Source organism: Falsibacillus albus (assembly GCF_003668575.1).
Lineage (GTDB): Bacteria > Bacillota > Bacilli > Bacillales > DSM-25281 > Falsibacillus > Falsibacillus albus.
Window position 1 is genome coordinate 20542 of sequence record NZ_RCVZ01000021.1, and the last position, 21887, is coordinate 42428.

A 21887-nucleotide genomic window follows, 5' to 3' on the forward strand; every position below is an offset into this window, starting at 1 on the left:
TGGCGCAAAAGATCAAAGCTTAGGAATCCAAGTGGTTCCAACAGCTTTGATCTTTTTTTGTTAAATTTCGCCGCACGGTCCCCCTTCACAGCAATCCTTTCGGATTTTCGCATCAACTGCTCCAATTAAAATCAGTTGAGAAAACAGCCAAACAAAAAAGAGCTGCCATTCACGATGGAATGGCAGCTCTTTTTATCTTTCTCCAATAAAAACTCTGTTGGAACCTGCTATATGATGATAGACAGCAAGTTAACCTCGTCTAGCACCTCGACCTCCACGCTTTGATTCCGTGTGGCGCTTCAAAGATGACAAACGGTCTTCGCTGTCTTTTAAGAAACGAGCCATTTTTTGCTCAAAGTTTTCTTTCGTACGGAAGTCGTTTTGTCTGTTGTTGCGCTGACGTTGAGGTGGGCGTTGTTGAGATTGTTCTTTCGCTTTACGAATGGACAAGCCAATCTTCCCATCTTTCTCAACATTTATTACTTTAACGGTCACTTCATCGCCAACTTTTAAATGCTCGTTGATATCCTTGACATAATTGTCAGCGACCTCACTGATGTGTACTAGACCAGTTGTACCCTCCGGCAGCTCCACAAACGCTCCAAAATTAGTGATGCCGGTTACCTTACCCTGTAACTTGCTGCCTACTTCGATCGACATAAAAAAATTGTTCCTCCTTAATAATTTAGAAAATCAAACTTACTATATATTATATCGGACCTGAAAAAAGAGTGTCAACATGACTACTCTTTATCCTTATCTTCTTTTGATTCAGGTATGTGGAAAATAATTTCACCTTTTTCCGATAAAAAATACTGGCTTCTCGCCAGCTTGGCGATATAATCATCATCATTTAATTTGACAACTTGGTCCTTAAGAATGGATTCCTTCTTTTTTAATTGGGCCAATTGTTTTTCCACTTTCGCTCGTTCAGCTTTTTTCTCTTCAAGCTTGGAACCTTGGGAAATAAGGGATGTGATCAAAAACCAGGCAGTAGCAGCTGCTACGATTGCAAATAAACTCAGCCTGCGAATCAGAAGTTTTCTCTGTCTGGAAGCCGCTTGAGTTTTTTGTTCATGTTGTTGGACGTATGAATTTTGCATCGAAGTCACTTTTCTTTTTTTGGCACCCATCCCCAAGCCTCCTCATTTATTTTGGTTCATTTTTATCTTTTTTCCATGAATTAATCATATTACTTAATTTATTCTTAATTTGTTTGGATTTTCCTGCAAAATAATTATATAACTTCTCGACGGATTTTTTAATCTTTTTCGGCATAAGACCCCAAAATATTTTTAAAATCCAAAATACGGGCTTCCAAATCACCCTTAAAAGCCATAATAGTACGAGAAGAATGATTTTCACAAGAGACCAAAGACCTTTTAACAAAGCCATAATAATGGATATTAGCACGAATAGCATCCATCTGATTGGCCTCACCAGCAGCAATTGTAGGCTTTTGACAAAAAAACGGTAAATTCGGACGACAACTTTAATGAATGTCTCCAGTATCCGCAAATAAATCGTTTTGAACATGGCTTGATAGGCAGCATAACCGCAGATCAAGGCAAGAAAAATATAAAAGCGGATTTCTCCAAAATTCACCAGATAAAGCACATAAAAGGTCGCTAAGCCAAAAAACAGCCAAAACAGGACATCATTGATAAAAACAAGCCACCGTTTTCTCGTCCCTCTTTTCAGGAATCGGCTATAGGTGTCCAGAGCTGCACCAAAAAAGCTTCCCATGGCAATCATGGCAAGCATGGTGCAAAACTGAGTAGTGAGGCTCATCGTCATCGGAACAGCTTGCTAAAGAAGCCTTTAGCCTTCTCCCCATGCTGTTCGTCCAAATAGACGATGTCATACACTTTTCCTTTGATCGAGACGATTCCTTTATCCACGTCAAGATTTTTCATCTGGAGGTTTTGTCCGCGAACCGACAAAAAACCCATGACTGTTTCCAGAAGGAATTCCTCATTATCAAAGCTTTCAACTTGTTTTACACCCGTAATGTCCAACAGCTTGCGCCCCCGCATGATCACATCATGATCCTGCACAGTCGTTTTATTCGAAGACCCCGCATCATAATAGTTATTCATTCTATCCCCCACCTTCACATAGTACAGGCTTATTTGTACAAGTGTATGTGCAGGGGAACCATATTAGAACAATGAAAAGCGGAGGCAACCCGTTCATTCACTATACCCTCTAGCTGGATGTATAAACTTATTGCTCCCCTAGTCTTTCTTCCTTTACGATGGAGTACATATTCGCTGCTTCTTCTTTCCTTGTTGTTTCCTGAAGCATTTCCACCTTAGCCGTGACAAGCCTTTGGCCAAAGCGGATTTGAAGCTCGTCCCCAACCTTTACCGTGGAACTGGCCTTCGCGGTCTGACCGTTGATTTCAATCCTTCCCTGATCAGCCACTTCCTTCGCCAACGTTCTCCGTTTGATCAATCTCGAGACCTTTAAAAATTTATCCAACCGCATAGTTGTCATGATCCTCTCTCCTTGTCATTCAAATTTCTTTGCTTCATTCCACCAATGATCCAATTCCTCCAAACTGAAATCGGTAAAAGCTTTGCCGCTTTGTCTCACTTTTTCTTCAATATACGAAAAACGGCGATAAAACTTCATATTTGCAGATAATAGCGCTTCCTCTGGGTGAATCTTGTAAAACCTTGCAACATTGATCAAGGAAAACAGTACATCCCCAAACTCCTTCAACCTTCTTGATTGATTTCCATTCTCTGCTTCTTCCTCAAATTCCTGCAGCTCTTCTTTGACTTTTTCCCAAGCATCCTCTTTTTCATCCCAATCAAAGCCCACTTTGGCAGCTTTTTTCTGGTATTCATAGGCAGTCAGCATCGCTGGCTGTCCTTTCTCTGAAGATGTCAGGATCGATTCGGTCTTTTGTTCTCCAGCTTTTTCTGCCTGCTTAATTTTATCCCAGTTGCTCAGGACGGCATGTTCATCCTCCGCTTCCACATCCCCGAATACATGTGGATGCCTTCGGACCATTTTTTCAGAGATCCCTTTAATAACATCATCGATGGAGAACATCCCTTCATCTTCTCCGATTTGCGCATGGAGCAGGACCTGCAGCATTACATCGCCTAATTCTTCAATCATGTGGTCAATGTCATCATTGTCGATTGCTTCCAGCAGCTCGTATGCTTCTTCGATTAAATATTTTTTCAGCGATTGATGGGTTTGTTTTTTATCCCATGGACAGCCATTTGGCCCCCTAAGCTGCGCAATGATATTTCTGAAGGTCGAAAACTCGCTGTAGGTCTCCTCAAGACGTTCCACAGGCCGTACATATACCGTAGTAAGATTGTTCAAAGTCACTTGCCGGTCAAGTTCAAAAAGAGGGATCGTCGAAACTTGTTCATCCGGGCTCCCCGCAGCCGTCACGATGGATACAGGATGCTCAGCCGGGAACTTTTCCATCAGCGTCAGTTTTACTTCGGAAGCGATGAACGCATCATAGACCTGTCCAATCATGATATGCTGGTCCATTTTTACTGATTCACGACTCAGCGCCGTTCCGTCCAAAAGCTGAAACCCTTCAATCGGATCGATTTTGACAGCCGTCAATAGTGGATCGATGAAGCTTTGCCCTCCTTTGATGGAAACTTCGACTCCATTATCCCCTGCTTGTTGTAGCAGCAGTTGGACAGTACGTTCAGCAACCAATGGATGGCCGGGCACAGCATACACGATGGCCCCTTTGTTCTGGGCTTCCGAAAATAGCCTCTGTACGATTTCTTCATACACGGCTTCGAAGCGATCATGCTTTTCATAAATGTAATCAAACGACTCATAGTTGAACCCTTCCTTTTCAAGTTCCGCTACGACCGGGTGCTCCTTCGTCCTTAAATACACATCTTCCGCTTCCTTCAATAGCTTGTAGATCCCTAGCGGAAGCTGCTCAAGGTCTCCAGCACCCAAACCTATTATTGAAATTTTGTTCACGATTATTCGACTCCTAACGTTTTTTCCGTGTTTGTATCGATAATAGTTTACTGCCCAACGGCAGTAGAAGCAGTTCCTCTTCGGCCAATATGCTCCTTCTTATAATGACATAGACATAAACCGCTCCTCCAATTAAAACCCCTCCAAAGGATAATAAGACCGAAAACACCCTTTCAGATTCAAAGAGGGACTGTAGAGGAGATGCGGCCCATAGCCATAGACGCAGGACTGCCATCATCAAAAGGACAGAGATCCCTGTTTTGACGTAAAAAACAGGTGATGCAAATGATTGCCCAAAAATGCTTTTCATTTTCAAAACCAATAATACAACAATGACGGAGAGGGCAAAAACTGTTGCAAAAGCCGCTCCTCGAGTGCCGAATGCACTTGCAAAAATCACATTTCCGACATATTTGACCACAATCCCCAAAAGGATATATTTAGTCGGTGCATAGGAATATCCCAACCCTTGTAAAATCCCAAGGAGTGTCAAAATCATGGATGTAAACAATATGGACAGCGAAAAAATCCTTAAAACGGCTGTTCCATCACTATTTTCAAAAAGCATCGTATTGACCGGCTCAAGAAGCATCATCAATCCGACGGTGGCGGCTAGGCCAACAACGATGCTGATTTTCCAAGCAATGGTCACTTTTGCTTTCACCGCTTCACCGTCCCCCTTTTTATAAGCGCTTGTTACGAGCGGTACCAGCGTCAAAGAAAGCGACGTCGCCACGACCGTGCCAAGCTGGACCAGAGGCTGCCCCCTGTCGTAGATGCCTTTAATCTGCTTGGCTTCCAATTCTGCTATGCCGTGTTTGATCAATGTCGAATACAGGCTAAGGGAATCCACCATTTGCAGTAATATAAGCAGCATCCCGCTGATACATATCGAAGCTCCTTGGAAGAGAAGCATTTTCCCCCAACTCCAGTGAATATGAAATGGTTTGGAGCGGAGGGAGAATATATCCGTGTTTCTCTTGACCCATACGAAAGTGAATAACACCAGAATGGCGGATATCCCCCCAGTCAGGGACCCAAACATGGCCCCTCCTCCTGTTATGTAGAGCGACTTTCCACTCCTTATTAAGACAGTCGAAAATAACAGGATCGTTGCAACCCGGACAATTTGTTCGATCACTTGTGAAACCGCTGTCGGGAACATGTTTCCGATTCCTTGAAAATACCCCCTGAAAACAGATAAAAAAGGCAAAAGCAAAAATGAAATCGAAATAATTTTTATTAATGGGGTCAACTTGCTGTCTCCCATCACTTTTGCAAGGGATGAAGACCCAAAATAAAACACGATAAATAAGGCTATTCCAACCGCGGCTAAAAACAAAAATGCCGTTTGGATCATTTCCTTCATTTTTTTTACATCCTGGTCTACTTCATTTTGTGCGATCAGTCTTGAAATGATCACGGGAAATCCATATGTCGAGAGAGCAAGCGCGATTCCATAAATCGGATATATTTGCTGATATATGTAAAAACCTACATCCCCCACAATATTCTGAAAGGGTACACGATAAATGGCGCTTAATATTTTCGTGATAAAGGCTGCTGCGGTCAAAATCATAGCCCCTCTAAAAAGCTGTCTTGAATCAACTTGAGGCAAAGAAACGTCTCCATCCTTCCATCTAATCTCATAATTCATTGTATTATAGCACACAAAATGAGTCTAATCGCTTTACCGTTTTTGCCAGCCGGAGTCTGCGACTCCAGTCTTTGAGAAAGCACCCATAAAAAAGAAGGATTGCCGATTGGCAATCCTTGTCCAGGCCACGATTATTGTTCCATTTGTCGAGCTAAAAACCCTGCTGCGGTTTCAACTGCTTTTTGCTCCACTTCACCGACGGTTTGATCCTTGGAGTAAATCACTACTCCTCCAATCGGATCTCCATTTGCGACGATCGGAGCAATCGTATAAGAATTCATTTCTTCTTCGTGGCCATCTACTAGAGCAGCTTGTCCTTGCTGTGTCACAAGCACAGAGTTGCGTTCATCCATTGTTTTCTCTAACAATTCACTTACATTTTTGTTTAGGTACTCCTTTTTGGATCCGCCAGCTACAGCTATCACTGCATCACGGTCGCAAATAAGAACCGGGTTCCCTAAACTGTCATATAACGCTTCTGCATATTCTTTTGCAAAATCACTAAGCTCGCTGATTGGAGAGTATTTCTTCAGAATGACTTCTCCATCGCGGTCAACGAAAATTTCCAGTGGATCTCCTTCGCGAATACGTAGGGTTCTGCGAATTTCCTTCGGAATAACGACGCGCCCTAAATCATCAATTCGACGAACTATACCAGTTGCTTTCATCTTATGTTGCCTCACTTTCATCAGATGATTTTATTTGGCAATAATTTGGCAGGTGCTGCGCCAATTTATTACCATTTTGAGATTAGTATCTTTAATCTGGGAAGTTCTATACACTTTCAGATAATTTTTCTGCTCATTCAAAGATGTGGTAAAAAAGGTTAATCATTCCATACGATTTAAGCAGTTGTATTTCTCTATTCCCGCCTAGAGTTCTATTAAAACATAAAAACGATTACAGTTTGGTTACAATCAGAGTAAACTTAGTTTACGGACGTTGCCGTACGCTTCGCCTGTTCCAGGTTCTTCGTCAGCTCAAACACCGTCTTGAACCATTTTTCGACACCGATGCCTTTCACTTGAAGCGACACTTTCAATTTATTTCCATCCATTCCGAGGCCGACCATTCTTCCGAATTGATTGCATATCTCGAAAACTTTGGAACCATCTATTTCAGCGGTTCCTTGTTCAGACATAATCATATTGATCGTCTGTTTCGACTGCTTGATGGATTCAAGCTTGATCCGGGCTGCGTATACTTTTATTTCGGCAATGGAAAATAAATATTCGACCTGCTTAGGATAATCGCCGAAGCGGTCAACCATTTCTTCTTTTAATTCCTCGATTTCCTCAAAGGTCGACAATGCCCGGAATCGTTTGTACATTTCAATTTTTTGATTGCCGTCCGGAATGTAAGAATCCGGTAAATATGCGTCGATATCCAATTCGATTTCAAACGATGGAGCGACGGATTTTTTATCGATATCGCCCTTCCGCTCCTCAATCGCTTCTTTCAGCATTTGAGAATACAAATCAAATCCGACTGAATCGATGAATCCGTGCTGTGCAGCCCCCAAGAGATTCCCTGCTCCCCGGATCGTCAAATCTCTCATTGCGATTTTGAAGCCGGACCCGAGCTCCGTGAATTCTTTTATCGCCTGAAGCCTCTTTTCAGCTACTTCGCTCAGCACTTTATCTTTACGATACGTAAAATACGCATAAGCAACACGGTTCGAGCGTCCAACCCTTCCACGCAATTGGTATAGCTGGGAAAGGCCCATTCGATCGGCATCATAGACGAGAAGCGTATTTACATTCGGGATATCGACTCCTGTCTCAATGATCGTCGTCGTGACCAATACATCATACTCACCGTCCAGGAATGCTAAAATGACAGATTCCAATTCGTTCTCGGTCATTTGGCCATGAGCATAGGTGACCCTTGCATCAGGGACCAATGCAGATATCTCATCAGCCTTCCGCTCAATATCCTCTACTCGATTATATAAGAAGTACACTTGCCCATTTCGCGCCAATTCACGTTCAATCGCTTCCCTGGCTAATCCGCCGTTATACTCCATGACATAGGTTTGTACCGGGAAACGGTTCTCCGGAGGTGTTTCGATGACGGACAAATCACGGACCCCAAGCATGGACATATGAAGCGTCCGAGGGATCGGAGTGGCAGTAAGCGTCAGTACATCGATGTTCGTTTTCAGCTTTTTGATCTTCTCTTTATGAGTGACGCCAAAACGCTGTTCTTCATCAATGATCAATAATCCGAGGTCATGATATTGCACATCCTTGGATAATAAACGATGTGTGCCGACCACTACATCGACAGTTCCATTCTTCAGGCCTTTTGTCGTTTCCGTTTGCTGCTTTTTGGACCGGAACCTGCTTAACAGGCCAATATTGATCGGAAAATCTTGAAATCGGTCTTTGATGGTTTCGTAATGCTGTTGTGCCAGGATCGTCGTCGGCACCAATATCGCCACTTGTTTCCCGTCCATCACAGCTTTGAAGGCTGCCCGGATGGCTACTTCAGTCTTGCCGTACCCCACGTCGCCGCATAATAGACGATCCATCGGACGCTCTCGTTCCATATCGCGCTTAATTTCTTGAATGGAGCGCAATTGATCTTCGGTTTCTTGATATGCAAAAGAAGTTTCAAATTCACGCTGCATATCCCCGTCCGGAGAGAACGTGTAGCCTTTGGAAGCCTCCCTTTCTGCATACAGCTTAATCAAATCGTCTGCAATATCCTGTACAGATGATTTGACTTTATTTTTGACCCGCTTCCACTCAGATCCGCCTAACTTGTAGAGCTTTGGTTCTTTTCCTTCGGACCCTACGAATTTCTGCACAAGTTCAATTTGTTCAACCGGTACATAAAGCTTATCGCTTCCTTGATATTTGATGTTCAGGTAATCTTTGTGCACACCATTGATATCAAGCGTTTCAATCCCTAAATATTTTCCGATTCCATGATTGACATGGACGACGTAGTCCCCCACTTTGAGCTCCGAATAACTTTTGATTCTTTCGGCGTTGGACAGCTTCTGCCTGCGAGGCGATTTTTTGGAAGTCTTTTTATTAAAAAGCTCTTCTTCCGTCAAGACGGCAAGCTTCATCATCGGCAATTCAAAGCCGGCATGCAGATTCCCTTCAACGATCTGAACTTTTTTATCCAAAATTTTATGATCATCATCGACAACGGCTGCTTCAATATCATAATCAGCCAACACTTGATGCAGCTTCTTCTTGCGTTGAGCAGTCGGTCCAAGGACCACTACAGTATATTTTCCCTTTTTCCAGCGCTCTACCTCAGATTTAAGGACATTCAGCTGTCCATGGAAATTCTGCATTTGCTTGCAGGTGAAATTAAAAATATTTTCAGGGCTGGTATTGGGAATATGCTTCAAAAATAGAGACATATATAGTCTGGACATCGGCGTTCTAGCTATGACCTTGGACAAATTCTGCGAGACTTCGAGGTCATGTACGATCTGGCCTTCTTCAAGCAAGGAGGTGTACCAGTCAGCCTCCTCTTTTTCCAAGGAATCATTCATTTCCTGGATCCTGCTGTACTCATCCAATATCAATAAACTATTTGCCGGGGCATATTCTAGCAAACTACCAGCATGATCATACGCGATAGATAGGTATTTAAAAATCTGCTCCGGCTTTTGTCCATTGCGCAGCTTTTCTAAATCATAGCCGATGTTTTGTGAAAGCAATTCCTTCGACTTCTGGTTTTTAACCTTTTTTAGGCTATTTGTGAGCCCTTTCTCAAGCTTTTCCAAAATCGAAACCAAATGCTCTGATTCCAGAGGCGTTTCCGTTGCAGGACCGATATGAATCCCTTTCATTTTTTCCTTAGATCGCTGATCCTCCACAGAAAAGGTGCGTATCGAATCGATTTCCGTATCGAAAAGCTCAATTCGGATAGGATCAGTTTCCGTTAATGGATAGATGTCCAAAATACCTCCGCGGATGCTGAAATCTCCAGGTGCACTGACCATATCATTTCGGACATACCCCATTGTAATCAACTGCTGCAGCACTTCATTCAGATCGATATCCGAACCTAGTTCAAAATGAATTTGATGTTTCTTCCAAACCGTTGGTGGTGGAAGCATTTTGCGCATTCCTGCCATTGGCACAATGAATATGCCTTTCTTCCCCGCACTCATGGCATTTAACGTCTCAATCCTCTGCGCTTTTAATTCCGGGCTGGCAATACTGATTTCTGCTGCGATAAGCTCATTGGCAGGGTATAAAAATAGGTGATCCTCGGAAACAAGATTCATCAGATCATCATAAAGCTTCTGCGCCTGCAAAAGATTATGCGTAGCTACGATGATAGAACGATCGGTTTCTTGGAATATCCCTGCCATCAACATCGCACGTGATGAACCGGAGAGACCGGCTACCAGCTGTTCCCTTAGACCTTCCTCCACACCGGTGGCAATCGATTGAATTTCTTCATGTTGAAAAAATAAGGTTTGCAAACCCTTCACTGTCAAGTCCTCCCCCTTCTGAGGGTAAAAAAACATGCTCTACCCAAACAGAAAAATGCTTTGGAGTCAATTCGCCCAAAGCTCTTACTGGATTAAATAATCATATTCATGTAAACCAGGATTACGCTCAAGCGCTTCCTGACAATCTTCGCAAATCGATGTTATTTGGATGTCCCCGCTGTCTTCGTAAGAAACCATTTCCTGTCTCTCTATATCAGATAGTTTATGCAGTCCGAGCTGCTCTGTATGAACAGAAAGTTTATTTAAACTTCCGATGCGGGTGCCGCAATGACGGCAAATATAATGAATGGCCATCATGCCCCTCCTTATGCACGTTTTAAATTTATTATGAACGTGATAAGAAGGAGTTATTCATGATCGCCTAATTAAATTGATTCATCACTTCTAAGAATGGTTTTTCAAGCCATGATTCACAAGCATCTGCACATGTTTTCACAACGTGCTCCATTTCCGCCCAATCCTCTTTGGAAAACCTGCCCAGAACGTAGTCCGGAACAGCCATCCCTGCCGGCGGCCGGTTGATGCCGATGCGGATCCGATTGAAGTTTTGCGTCCCCATATGGGCGATCGTCGATTTGATGCCATTATGTCCACCTGCGCTTCCCTTTTGCCTTAAACGGATTTTTCCAACCGGCAAATCGAGGTCATCATAGATCACGACCAATTCCTCTAAAGAGATATCGTAGTAATCCATGATCGCACCGATGCTTTCACCGGATAAGTTCATATACGTAAGTGGCTTCAACAAAATGAACTTTTCACCATTTCTATGGATGATGGAAAACATCCCGTTAAATTTGGACTGAAAAGAAGCACCGAATCTGCTGGCAAGCTCATCAATCACTTCAAACCCGATGTTATGCCTTGTTTTATCAAACCGCGGACCGGGATTCCCCAAACCAACGATTAATTTCATCACTAAACACCTCGATTTCACACATACCATAAATATAGCAGAAAGAACTGAAAATCGGAAGCGGCTTAGTCAGAGGCGGTGGAATTGCAGGACAAATCCCCTTAAACCTGCCACATGATGAAGATGGGCGAATCAAAGTGACTTATCGTAAATGTGCGGAAGGAAGCGTGACGGGTTGATGCTGTGCCATTCTGCTGTTTTGGGGGCGGACACTCCCAAACAGGACCATCATGGCTCTTTTGCTACCATTTCGACAAAGACACTCCAGCAACAGGAGCGATTCCTGCTCTTTTGCTACCCAATGCAGTCCTCTGCGCCCATGAAAAGGAGATATCTCATACCAAGCCCTTTTAAAGGTACAAACATTTATTGAGTTCCATACGTCCACTATAAAAAAGGACTGCCTATAGCCGGCAGCCCTTTCTGGTTATCGGGTATACCTTTATTCTTCTTCGCTTTCCTCGCTTGCTTCCGTTTCGCGGCCTTCTTCGTTTTCAGGAACCCCCGCTTCTTGTTCTTCACCGGTGCTGATTTCTTCCTCTTGTCGAGGAGCCAGGATAGAGGCGATCGTTTCATCATCTTCATGATTGATGGTTACTGAATAGTTGCCTTTAATATCACCGATGGAAAGCGTATCGCCAACCTCCAAGCCAGCAACGTCTACCTGGATCGATTCAGGGATTTCGTTCGGCTTCGCTGTTACGGATACTTCATGCAGTGGCTGCTGCATGACTCCTCCATCCTTGACACCAGGAGCTTCGCCAACTAGCTCAACACGGACATCTGCATCAATTTCAGATGACATGTCGACAGCCAGGAAGTCCGCATGCACGATTTCATTTTTAATTGTATCTTCTTGATATTCACTCAGAATGACATTTTGCTTGTTTCCTGAGAAGTTTAATGAGATTACGCCATTTCGGCCTACTTCACGAATGGTTTTGATAAATTCTGCACTTTCAACATATATAGGTGTGTTTTCAACTTTATGTCCATAAACCACTGCTGGGAAGTTTCCTTCCGAACGGAGTTTTCGTAAATCAGATTTTTTAAATCTCTCTCTTTTTTGAGCATTTAATACTGAAGTCATAATAAAAACGTCACCTTCCTCAACTAGTATATAAACGTATTATCTACACATTTCCCTCATTAAGATTCGTTTAAACATCTTTTTTTATACATGAGTCTGCTCCAGTCAACTCCACGAAATGATTGTTTACGACTTTTAAACACAATCTGTAAGAAGGACAAGCATTCCACAAAAAAAGACCGGCGCTTATACGCCAGTCTCGGTTATTTATATAAATCAATCGAAAAGTGTACTCACAGATTGGTGCTCATGAACACGGATGATCGCTTCACCGATCAATGGTGCCACTGAACGCTCGACGATTTTTCCTGTTTTCTTTTCATCTGCCAAAGAAATGGAATTCGTGACGACCAATTCTTTAATGGAGGAATTATTGATACGGTCTATTGCAGGTCCAGAAAGAACTGGGTGTGTACAGCAAGCATACACTTCCTTCGCTCCATTTTCGACAAGGGCATTTGCCGCCAGTGTGATAGTACCTGCTGTATCTATGATGTCATCAATCAATATCGCTACCTTGCCTTCAATATTCCCGACAATATTCATTACCTCAGCAACATTCGGCTTTGGACGACGCTTATCAATAATCGCAATCGGTGCTTTTAAACGTTCTGCCATTTTACGTGCACGAGTAACACCGCCGTGATCCGGGGAAACAATTACAACATCATCTTGGAAATTCTTGTTTTCAAAGTAGTCCGCAAGAATTGGCACACCCATCAAATGATCGATCGGGATATCGAAAAAGCCTTGGATTTGCGGTGCATGTAAATCCAATGTAATGACGCGCGTAGCTCCAGCTGTTTCCAATAGATTGGCAACCAACTTTGCCGTAATCGGCTCACGAGCTCTCGCTTTTCGGTCCTGGCGTGCATACCCATAATACGGGATGACGATATTAATGGTTTTGGCTGAAGCACGTTTCAATGCATCAACCATAATAAGCAATTCCATTAGATGTTCATTTACCGGAAGGCTAGTGGATTGAATGACGTACACGTCGCAGCCGCGAATACTTTCTTCAATGTTAATCTGTATTTCGCCATCACTGAAACGTGTAACGGAGCATTTCCCCAAGTCCACGCCTACAACATTGGCAATTTCTTCTGCAAGTGCCTTGTTGGAGTTAAGCGAGAATATTTTCAGATTTGGATCACGATATTGGTTAGACATGATGGACCTCCAGTTTATTTCTTCAAATTTAGTTTTTGAACGTAGTTTTCCTTATTCACTTGACGCGCCCTTGCAACAGATAAAGCTTCGCCAGGAACATCCTCCGTGATTGTTGAACCTGCTGCTACATACGCGCCTTTACCGATTGTGACAGGGGCAACCAGATTTGAGTTGCATCCGACAAATACACCATCTTCGATCTTGGTCAAGAATTTATTCTTCCCATCATAATTAACGGTAATGGAGCCGCAGCCTAAATTCACATCACTGCCAACTTCTGCATCCCCGATATAGCTTAAATGAGATGCTTTACTACCCTTGCCAAAAACCGATTTTTTTATTTCAACAAAATTTCCGATCTTTACTTCATCATGAATATCTGATTGAGGACGAATATGCGCAAACGGTCCAATTTTCACATCTTGCCCGATAGAGCTATCGTGTGCAACAGATTGTTTAATCACCGTATTGCTGCCTATTTCGCAATTTTGAATTTCTGTATTTGGACCAATCTGACAATCTTCACCGATAATGGTATTTCCACTTAATACGGTACCAGGATAAATCACCGTATCCCTTCCGATTTCAACGTCAGCCCCGATATACGTGTTAGCAGAATCGATAAAAGTTACGCCATTTCGCATATGTTTTTCATTGATGCGCTTTTTCATGATGCGCTCTGCCTCAGATAATGCAACACGATCATTGACGCCAAGGGTTTCTTCAAAATCTTCCGTTTGATACGCTGAAACGATTTCTCCCTGCTCTTTAAGGATTTCGATGACATCCGGAAGGTAGTATTCTCCTTGTGAATTATCGTTCGATACGTTTTCAAGCGCTTGAAACAATGCTTGATTGTCAAAACAATAAGTTCCGGTATTGATTTCTTTTACTTTTCTTTCTTCATCACTGGCATCTTTATGTTCAACGATTTTTTCAACATGACCTTCTTCATTGCGAATGATGCGGCCATAGCCAGTAGGATCATTGGCGTGGGCCGTTAAGATTGTAGCTTTTGCGCCTTGACCTTGATGAAGCTGAATCAATGCTTCCATCGTACTTGCTTTGATAAGTGGAGTGTCGCCGCAGACAACCAGCGTTACACCTTCTTGACTGCCTAAAACATTCTTTGCCTGCATGACTGCGTGAGCAGTTCCAAGCTGTTCTTCCTGCAGAGCAAATTCACTTTTGCCTTCAAGCTGGGACTGAACGAGTTCGGCTCCATGGCCAACGATTGTGACCGTCTTATTGATATCAAGCTCTGAAATTTGGTCGACAACATGCTCAACCATTGGCTTTCCGCAAACTGGATGTAGAACTTTATATAATTTTGACTTCATTCTTGTTCCTTGACCTGCCGCTAATATTACGGAGAATCTTTTCATGTTTGTCATATACGGTCCTCCAATAATCCTTTTTGTCCATAAAAAATATATCTCAAAAACTCCATCATTTCAAGGATTCATATAAAAGTACAAGATTTTGTCAAGGGATATTCTTCAAAAATGAGGGGAAGACCGGAGACATTCTCAGAAAAAAAGAGCCTTACGTTGGAGTAGGCTCTTGTTGCAAATATTCTTTTAGGACGCACCTGCTTCTTCTAATTCCATTTCTTCAAGTTCTCCTAAACGGTGATACTCTGTTAAAACAGCTTCTTGAATCTTGCCGCGTGTACCAGAATTGATCGGGTGGGCAATGTCGCGAAACTCGCCATCCGGCGTACGTTTGCTTGGCATCGCTACAAATAGGCCATTGTTCCCATCAATCACACGAATATCATGGACAACAAATTCATTATCCAACGTAATTGATGCAATCGCTCTCATTCTTCCGTCAGTATTAACACGGCGTAATCTTACGTCTGTAACTTCCATTCTGTTCACCACCTTTTCCCTAGCTGAATCTAGTTAATGTATTCAACGAAACTTCGCATAATCCTTCTTGAATTGTAAAATTTTTTAAAAAATTTAAAGAAAAGCGAAGGTGGGTTGATCAGATGCGAAGACATTGGACTGAAGCACCGCGATATATGGGAAACACGAAGGGCGGCAAGCGATTCGATGTTGACTTATCGTAAGCGTGCTGAGGGAAATCTCACAGCCTCTAACTGCCGGAGCCGGACATGAAGAGAAGCAGAACCAGCTTGATCGGAAGTGAAAAGATGGGAAAATCAGCTTAGTACAAAATATGCGAGATACGAGATACAAGAATCCAAAAGAGCTGCATCGAATGAATCATGTCTTAATGTAAAAACATTGAGGGCGTCAAAGTGCATTGAGGAAATGGTCGATTTTTGTCGTTTAGCCGATATATTAATGAATTCGATTGATATATCCAAATTTCGGCTGATATATCGTGTAAATTGACCAATATAATGAAATTTCGACTGATATTCCAGGGAAATCGGCTGATAAAATTTCCAACTGTCCAAAATAATAAGTTAATTTTAATTTTTTTGGCCGAATCATTGTGAACAAACTGAACTCTATTTAAATTGGGGATTATATACAATTTTTTCAACCTAAAATCGAATACCATATAGCCCATTTTTTGATCTTCCGCATTTAAACAGGGATTCATTTCTCCGTCGATCGCTCAAGATCGGTCAAGCATCCTTCCATATACTTCGCGCGAATAAAGCCCGAATAAAAAGAAACAAAAAAAAACAGACCCCTGCACGTAGGGATCTGCTCCTATCAATATGAACTTATTTTACCAAGGCGACCACTTCGATCTCTACTAATGCATCTTTAGGCAGTCTCGCTACTTCGACACATGATCTGGCAGGTTTGTGAGTATGAAAATATTCACCGTACACTTCATTGATTGCTGCAAAATCGTCCATATTTTTGATAAAGACAGTTGCTTTCACGACTGTTTCAAGTGACGCTCCAGCTTCTGCAAGCACAGCTTTGAGGTTGGCAAACACTTGATGTGTCTGTGCCTGGACGTCACCTTCAGTCATCACACCTTCCGCGGTTAACGGAATCTGTCCTGAACTGTAAAAAAGGTTATTGACGACGATCCCTTGAGAATAAGGGCCGATGGCTGCTGGTGCTTCATGAGTAGAAATGATTTTCATTTTAGATAACCACCTTATAAAAATGGAATTGAAGTGGAAAAATAATTTCCTTCCACCACTTTAATACTCTTCTCTTTTACATCGACATCTTTAAGCTTTACCAATGATACGTATTCATCGACCAGGCGCTCATCCGCATTCTCGGATTCGACCAGAACACCGATTCCTGCCAAATTGGCGTTAAATTCATCCAGGAGGTTGATCATACCGTTTATCGTTCCCCCTGCTTTCATGAAATCATCAATGATCAATACATTGGCTCCCTCGCGAATGCTGCGCTTAGATAATACCATCGTCTGGATCCGCTTGGACGAACCGGAGACATAATTGATGCTTACGGTCGATCCTTCTGTAACTTTGCTGTCTCTCCGGACAATGACGACTGGAACATTTAAATAATTTGCAGCCGCATGCGCAATGGGAATCCCCTTAGTCGCGACTGTCATGATAAGGTCGATTTTTTTTTCTGAAAAAGCAGCCGCGAGCAGTTTACCTACTTGATTGACAATTCGGGGAGTCCCCAGCATGTCTGTCATGTATAGATAGCCGCCCGGCAACAGTCGATCCGAATGTTCCATGAGCTGACATAATTCTGCTATAAACGCTTTGGCGGAATCTTGGTCGATTTTTGAAATGAATTTCACTCCACCCGCTGCTCCCGGAACTGTTTGGAGCGTTCCGATTCCTCTTTGTTCAAACGTGTCTTTTACGATAGCCAAGTCCTCACTAATCGAAGATTTTGCAGAACCGTATCTTTCAGCAAAAAAAGTTAAAGAAACAAGTTCCTGAGGATGTTCGACTAGATAGTGCGTCATATCAATCAACCGTTCACTGCGACGGAATTTCATTTGTTATCCTCCTGTTGACAGATTAAAATCCGAATATTTTATAGTTAATATATCACTATTGTACGGATTTAATCAAGAGGAAGTCGTTCTCCGAGCATTCGCACCGCAAAAACCTGATCGCAAAAGCCCCTTAAACCATTATAAATCCTTTGCAGCCTTGAATCGTGGTGAACAAGTCCAAACACTGTCGGCCCGCTTCCGCTCATTAAAACAGAGTCGGCACCGAACCGTATCATTTGATCCTTTATATGCGCCACTTCAGGGTACATATTCAATGTTACACTTTCGAGGGCATTACCCAAATGGCGGCATACCCCTGAGTAGCTGCCTTCTTCGATGGCAGCCATCATTTTTTTCGTATCCGGATGCTGAACTTTTTCCACGTTCAGGTTTCGGTATACATCAGCTGTCGATACACCGATGGACGGCTTGGCCAAGATGACCCAACAGCTTGGAGGCGCCGAAAGATGGGTGATCCTTTCCCCGCGCCCCTTTGCAAGCGCTGTGCCCCCGTATACGCAAAACGAGACATCAGAACCTATTTCTGATCCCAGCTCAGCCAATTGCTCCATTGATAGTCCCAAGTTCCAAAGTTTGTTCAATCCACGGAGTGTTGCTGCAGCATCACTGCTCCCTCCAGCAAGGCCTGCCGCCACCGGGATGGTTTTGTCGATCGTAATGGAAACCCCTGTCGGAACTTGATACCTTTCCTTCAACAGCTTTGCTGCTTGATAGGCAAGGTTACGCTGGTCATCGGGTACGAATCGATTCTGAGATTCAATGCTTATTTGGTTGCCTTTCACTTCAGCTAATTCAATCCGGTCTGCTAAGTCAATTGTTGTCATCACCATTTCAACCTCATGAAATCCATCCGGTCTTTTATGTAAAACATCCAATGACAAATTGATTTTTGCTGGAGCTTTCACAAGAAGCTTCAATACTTTCACCTACTTAACGATAAAACGAAATATTTTGTCCTATTTTAACATAAAGAATCCAATTAGTTTATATTTCGAAAAAAATATCGCGTTCTTTTAGGATTTCCGCTGCAGGATGCTTGCGTTCCGAGGGGCGGGCAATGAGCCCTTTGGAGTCTCGCACTTTACGTCGAATCAGCGAAAATATTGTATTATTGATTAAAAAAAACATTTAAAATACCCAACATTTCCGAATAATTATAAAAAGAGCGACTCCATTCGCGGTCCCTGCGCCTCTCCCTTTCAGGGATGATTGGTGCAGGTGTCTGATGTACACACGAATGAGTCAGCCCCTAAGTAACATACAACATATAATTCGAGCAAGGAACGAATCGTTTTACGAGTTGGGATGATTGGACAACTGTTGCTGTGCAAGCTCCACGGCCCTCTTGACCATGTTGCCGGCGTCCCTGGATGTTATGCCGCCCCATCCTTCTTTTTCGACGGTATCGTAAAAGCCCAGTTCTTTTGCCAATTCCACTTTCAAATCATAAGACATAATCCCGTTTCTTCTTGCCATTAAGATTTCCCCCTTTTTGCATGTTACACGCTTAGTGTATGGAGGAACCATATAAACAATTTTATGTTTTTCATCCTGAAGTACCAATATGTAGAAATGAATCAAGGCAAAATAAAAAGCAGCAAACAAATTGTCTACTGCTGCCCAAGAACTAAATTTCTAGTTGTATCTTCATAGAAAGTTAATTGAACTGTCTCAGTGAGTACATCCGCATAGCTGTATGATACACGTTCAAACGAATTTTCATCCTGATCTAACTCGACGATAAAAACGGAAGGATATGTTTCTGCTAATACGCCGGAACGTTCAATCGTTTTTCGTCTTCCACCGTTAGCCTTTAGCATAAGTCGTTTTCCTAAATTTGAATCAAGAGCTTTCTTTATGTCCGCTAATGTTTTTGGCATTGCGCTTCCACCTCACTATGTTCAAATTATAACACAATATGTAAATTGAAGTCAAGCAAATTTATTATTTTAACAATCAATGCATGAAGTTGTCAACAACTTTTATTCAACAATTTCGTGCTTATTTCTACAATATTAGCATATCCATCTTTTTCTTGATTATGTAAAGAATATAAAAAAAGCCGAAATATTATCGGCTTCATTCATCAATCGTTGGTTTAAAAGGCATTCCGGTCCGCAGTACACCTTTTGTCTCTATCCCGCCCAGTCCTTTTTCCCCCGTTAAAGTATTCCTTAAAACATCGAGCACGTTGATTCTCTCCATAAAAGGAGTAAAGCTGATTTTGGCAACGATATAAACGGGATCCAATGCATGTATGTTGACCCTTAGCGGGGAACTAGCAAAATTAGCGCCTGCATGGATCAAGGATTCAAAATGCGACTGGCAGGCCCCTGCAAATATGACGAGCTGATCTAAATGGGGAACTCTTCTCCTTGCTTCCCTGACAGTTTTTGCAAAGTATTTAGAATGCCTGTAGGCGTTGATATCGGATTTTTTCCCTTTTGATTTTGAGTATGCATCATGACCGGTGATCACTAATATATCAGGACGGTATTTTTCGATTAAATCACCTATTCGCAAATGCATTTCCTTTTCATTGCAGTGGACTCCGTATACGGGAACGCCTATTTTTTCGTAAAGACTGAGGCATTTCTGCAGATAGGCAGGATCGCCATCTATATGCAGCACTCTTCCCGGCACCTGAAAATAACTGAAATCATGGTGATACCCGCTTGTAGACGTATACTCCTGACGCTGCATTAGCAATTCGATATCTTGCTGAAACAACTCATATGACTGTTCTTCGAGTGAGCGAAACTCCTTTGATATTTTGAGCTGTTCATAAGGATCGATCACTACCAGGTCATCAAAAGCCGCATCTGCGATCAGCCGATAATCTTCTCCATACAGTACGGCAACCTTTTGGCCATCGGATTCTTTAAGATCAATGACCCTGAATAGGACGTCGCATTGATGTGAAATTCGGCCGACAATTGAATTTATTTGAATGTTCACGGTTGTCAACTCCATTGAACGCTGTATGTCATTACCTTTTGATAAGCTATGCAAACGATAGTGGAGGTGTGATTTATTCGAACCATTCTTATTGGGATTTCCACGGAAGGGTTCACATACACGGGTAGATGGAAAATTCGGCTCAAGAAATTTGCCCAATTTCCTGATCCCTTGCCTAAAAAAACATACTCGGCATCGGACAGCAGCCAAGTATGTTCATTGCTTGCTTATTTAAAATGGGGATGGAGTTCATTGCTGATACGGGCAAACTCATCCAGAGACAGTGTCTCTCCACGCCTTGTCGGTTCGATTCCCGCTTTTTCCAAGCTGCCGAGGATTACTTCTTTCTTGCTTTTTCCGTCAGGCAGCTGGCTCGTTAAGTTATTCAGGATCGTTTTTCTTCTTTGTGCAAAAGAAGCCCTTGTGACTTGGAAGAAAAACTCCTCATCTATGACATCGACAGCAGGTTTTTCCCTCGTCGTCAGGCGGATGACCGCGGAGTCGACATTTGGCTGCGGCATAAAGACTGTTTTCGGTACAACCATAACCGTTTCGGCTTGGGTATAATATTGAATCGCAATTGAGAGAGAGCCGTACTCTTTTGTGCCAGGCTTGGCGGAAATCCGATCAGCGACTTCTTTTTGAAGCATGACGACGATCCCTCTTAAAGGAATTTTATCAGATAGCAGCTTCATGATGATCGGCGTCGTTACATAATACGGAAGATTGGCAACGACCATGATATCTTCAATTCCCTCAAACTCTTCTTCGATCACTTGTTTGACATCCGCCTTTAAAATATCTTCATTGACAATTTTAACGTTGTCATAAGGGGATAGAGTGTCCTGAAGGATCGGCAATAGACGCTGGTCTATTTCAAAAGATAGGACTTTTTTTGAATTTCGGGCAAGGTGCTCTGTCAACGCTCCAATACCCGGTCCAACCTCGATCGACCCTGACTTCTCTGTAAGTCCCGCGTATTCAGTTATTTTTCTTAATATATTGGGATCGATCAAAAAGTTCTGCCCTAAACTCTTTTTAAATGAAAAACCGTATTTCTTTAATATTTCTTTTGTTCGGATGGGTGTCGCTATATCTTTATGCATCTTGCTCCTCCTGTATGACCTTACTTATCGCATCGGCAAAAGCTTCTTTTGTAATTTGAAACATCATCAGTCTTTTGTGAAGCTGTTTTCCATTCGTATAGCCTATTTTAAGGACTTCACCCAATCGTGTACGCCTCTCCTTGGAACGCGTGCCCCCGATCAGACCGGCATCGATTAGGTCCTCCTGGGTGATGAGCTCCTGAATGGGAGAATCCATGATGTGAGCATCCTTTAACGCTTCTCTTATCGATTCGCACGTTGCATGCTCAACGCCGATTCCTTTTCCCGCTTTTGGCTTTGCTTCATTTTTAGGGATAAAAGCGTGCTTGCAGCCGGAAACTTCCGCAGCAATGGTCTTGCGTATTTTCTCCCCTGGATAATCGGGATCTGTGAAGATGATGACGCCTCGTGTACGCTGTGCCAGCCGAATTTTTTCAATCGTTTCTTGTGAAACAGCAGAGCCATTGGTTTCAATTGTATCCGCTTCGACAGCTCTCTGTATAGCAGTTGTATCGTCTTTTCCTTCTACAACAATGATTTCTTTTATTTTCATTTTTCCTCCGAAAATT

Annotated in this window: 23 protein-coding genes; all 23 read right to left on the reverse strand. The window is 42.7% G+C overall.

The window, feature by feature from the left end:
• Positions 1–249: 249 nt before the first annotated feature.
• The 23 genes from D9X91_RS20405 to rnmV all read right to left on the reverse strand — a co-directional run bounded on the left by D9X91_RS20405 (position 250) and on the right by rnmV (position 21871).
• Positions 250–660, reverse strand: a complete 411-nt coding sequence (locus D9X91_RS20405; protein ID WP_121682504.1) for a S1 domain-containing RNA-binding protein — start codon at positions 658–660, stop codon at positions 250–252.
• An 83-nt stretch (positions 661–743) separates the two neighbouring features.
• Positions 744–1133: an FtsB family cell division protein gene (locus D9X91_RS20410; RefSeq protein WP_121682505.1), complete on the reverse strand. Its 390-nt coding sequence runs from the start codon at positions 1131–1133 to the stop codon at positions 744–746.
• A 16-nt stretch (positions 1134–1149) separates the two neighbouring features.
• The gene (gene yabQ, locus D9X91_RS20415; protein WP_325050544.1) at positions 1150–1797 is read right to left on the reverse strand and encodes a spore cortex biosynthesis protein YabQ; all 648 of its coding nucleotides are present in this window, start codon (positions 1795–1797) and stop codon (positions 1150–1152) included.
• Positions 1794–2099, reverse strand: coding sequence for a sporulation protein YabP (yabP, locus tag D9X91_RS20420; RefSeq protein WP_121682506.1), 306 nt, complete (start codon positions 2097–2099; stop codon positions 1794–1796). The genes yabQ and yabP overlap by 4 nt, the downstream gene beginning before the upstream one ends.
• 127 nt (positions 2100–2226) lie before the next feature.
• Positions 2227–2490 carry an RNA-binding S4 domain-containing protein gene (locus D9X91_RS20425; RefSeq protein ID WP_121682533.1) on the reverse strand — a complete coding sequence of 88 codons (264 nt, stop codon included), beginning with the start codon at positions 2488–2490 and terminating at the stop codon, positions 2227–2229.
• Between the two features lie 24 nt (positions 2491–2514).
• The gene (yabN, locus tag D9X91_RS20430; protein ID WP_121682507.1) at positions 2515–3981 is read right to left on the reverse strand and encodes a bifunctional methyltransferase/pyrophosphohydrolase YabN; all 1467 of its coding nucleotides are present in this window, start codon (positions 3979–3981) and stop codon (positions 2515–2517) included.
• Positions 3982–3991: 10 nt separating this feature from the next.
• Positions 3992–5596, reverse strand: a complete 1605-nt coding sequence (locus D9X91_RS20435; RefSeq protein ID WP_233569875.1) for a putative polysaccharide biosynthesis protein — start codon at positions 5594–5596, stop codon at positions 3992–3994.
• Positions 5597–5766: 170 nt separating this feature from the next.
• A complete protein-coding gene (gene spoVT, locus D9X91_RS20440) occupies positions 5767–6303 on the reverse strand; it encodes a stage V sporulation protein T (RefSeq protein ID WP_121682508.1) in 537 nt (178 codons plus the stop codon).
• 260 nt (positions 6304–6563) lie between these two features.
• A complete protein-coding gene (gene mfd, locus D9X91_RS20445; protein WP_121682535.1) occupies positions 6564–10103 on the reverse strand; it encodes a transcription-repair coupling factor in 3540 nt (1179 codons plus the stop codon).
• An 84-nt stretch (positions 10104–10187) separates the two neighbouring features.
• A complete protein-coding gene (locus D9X91_RS20450; RefSeq protein WP_121682509.1) occupies positions 10188–10418 on the reverse strand; it encodes an anti-sigma-F factor Fin family protein in 231 nt (76 codons plus the stop codon).
• 67 nt (positions 10419–10485) lie between these two features.
• Positions 10486–11040, reverse strand: a complete 555-nt coding sequence (gene pth, locus D9X91_RS20455; RefSeq protein WP_121682510.1) for an aminoacyl-tRNA hydrolase — start codon at positions 11038–11040, stop codon at positions 10486–10488.
• Positions 11041–11482: 442 nt separating this feature from the next.
• A complete protein-coding gene (locus D9X91_RS20460; protein ID WP_121682511.1) occupies positions 11483–12130 on the reverse strand; it encodes a 50S ribosomal protein L25/general stress protein Ctc in 648 nt (215 codons plus the stop codon).
• A gap of 216 nt (positions 12131–12346) precedes the next feature.
• Complete coding sequence (locus D9X91_RS20465) at positions 12347–13303, reverse strand: ribose-phosphate diphosphokinase (protein ID WP_121682512.1); 957 nt, start codon at positions 13301–13303, stop codon at positions 12347–12349.
• A 14-nt stretch (positions 13304–13317) separates the two neighbouring features.
• Positions 13318–14688 (reverse strand): bifunctional UDP-N-acetylglucosamine diphosphorylase/glucosamine-1-phosphate N-acetyltransferase GlmU, encoded by a 1371-nt coding sequence (glmU, locus tag D9X91_RS20470; RefSeq protein ID WP_407644212.1) that lies wholly within the window; start codon positions 14686–14688, stop codon positions 13318–13320.
• A 195-nt stretch (positions 14689–14883) separates the two neighbouring features.
• Positions 14884–15177, reverse strand: a complete 294-nt coding sequence (gene spoVG, locus D9X91_RS20475; RefSeq protein WP_121682514.1) for a septation regulator SpoVG — start codon at positions 15175–15177, stop codon at positions 14884–14886.
• Between the two features lie 833 nt (positions 15178–16010).
• Positions 16011–16385 (reverse strand): RidA family protein, encoded by a 375-nt coding sequence (locus D9X91_RS20480; RefSeq protein WP_121682515.1) that lies wholly within the window; start codon positions 16383–16385, stop codon positions 16011–16013.
• A 14-nt stretch (positions 16386–16399) separates the two neighbouring features.
• The gene (gene purR, locus D9X91_RS20485; RefSeq protein WP_121682516.1) at positions 16400–17233 is read right to left on the reverse strand and encodes a pur operon repressor; all 834 of its coding nucleotides are present in this window, start codon (positions 17231–17233) and stop codon (positions 16400–16402) included.
• A gap of 68 nt (positions 17234–17301) precedes the next feature.
• On the reverse strand, positions 17302–18171 hold the full coding sequence (ispE, locus tag D9X91_RS20490; RefSeq protein ID WP_121682517.1) for a 4-(cytidine 5'-diphospho)-2-C-methyl-D-erythritol kinase: 870 nt from the start codon (positions 18169–18171) through the stop codon (positions 17302–17304).
• A 376-nt stretch (positions 18172–18547) separates the two neighbouring features.
• Entirely contained in the window at positions 18548–18730 is a 183-nt protein-coding gene (locus D9X91_RS20495) for a small, acid-soluble spore protein, alpha/beta type (RefSeq protein ID WP_121682536.1), read from the reverse strand.
• A 134-nt stretch (positions 18731–18864) separates the two neighbouring features.
• The gene (gene veg, locus D9X91_RS20500) at positions 18865–19134 is read right to left on the reverse strand and encodes a biofilm formation stimulator Veg (RefSeq protein ID WP_121682518.1); all 270 of its coding nucleotides are present in this window, start codon (positions 19132–19134) and stop codon (positions 18865–18867) included.
• Between the two features lie 199 nt (positions 19135–19333).
• Complete coding sequence (gene yabG / locus D9X91_RS20505; RefSeq protein ID WP_199738150.1) at positions 19334–20212, reverse strand: sporulation peptidase YabG; 879 nt, start codon at positions 20210–20212, stop codon at positions 19334–19336.
• Positions 20213–20439: 227 nt separating this feature from the next.
• Positions 20440–21318, reverse strand: coding sequence for a 16S rRNA (adenine(1518)-N(6)/adenine(1519)-N(6))-dimethyltransferase RsmA (gene rsmA / locus D9X91_RS20510; protein WP_121682519.1), 879 nt, complete (start codon positions 21316–21318; stop codon positions 20440–20442).
• Positions 21311–21871: a ribonuclease M5 gene (rnmV, locus tag D9X91_RS20515; protein WP_121682520.1), complete on the reverse strand. Its 561-nt coding sequence runs from the start codon at positions 21869–21871 to the stop codon at positions 21311–21313. Before rnmV ends, rsmA begins: the two co-directional genes overlap by 8 nt.
• Between the last annotated feature and the right edge of the window lie 16 nt (positions 21872–21887).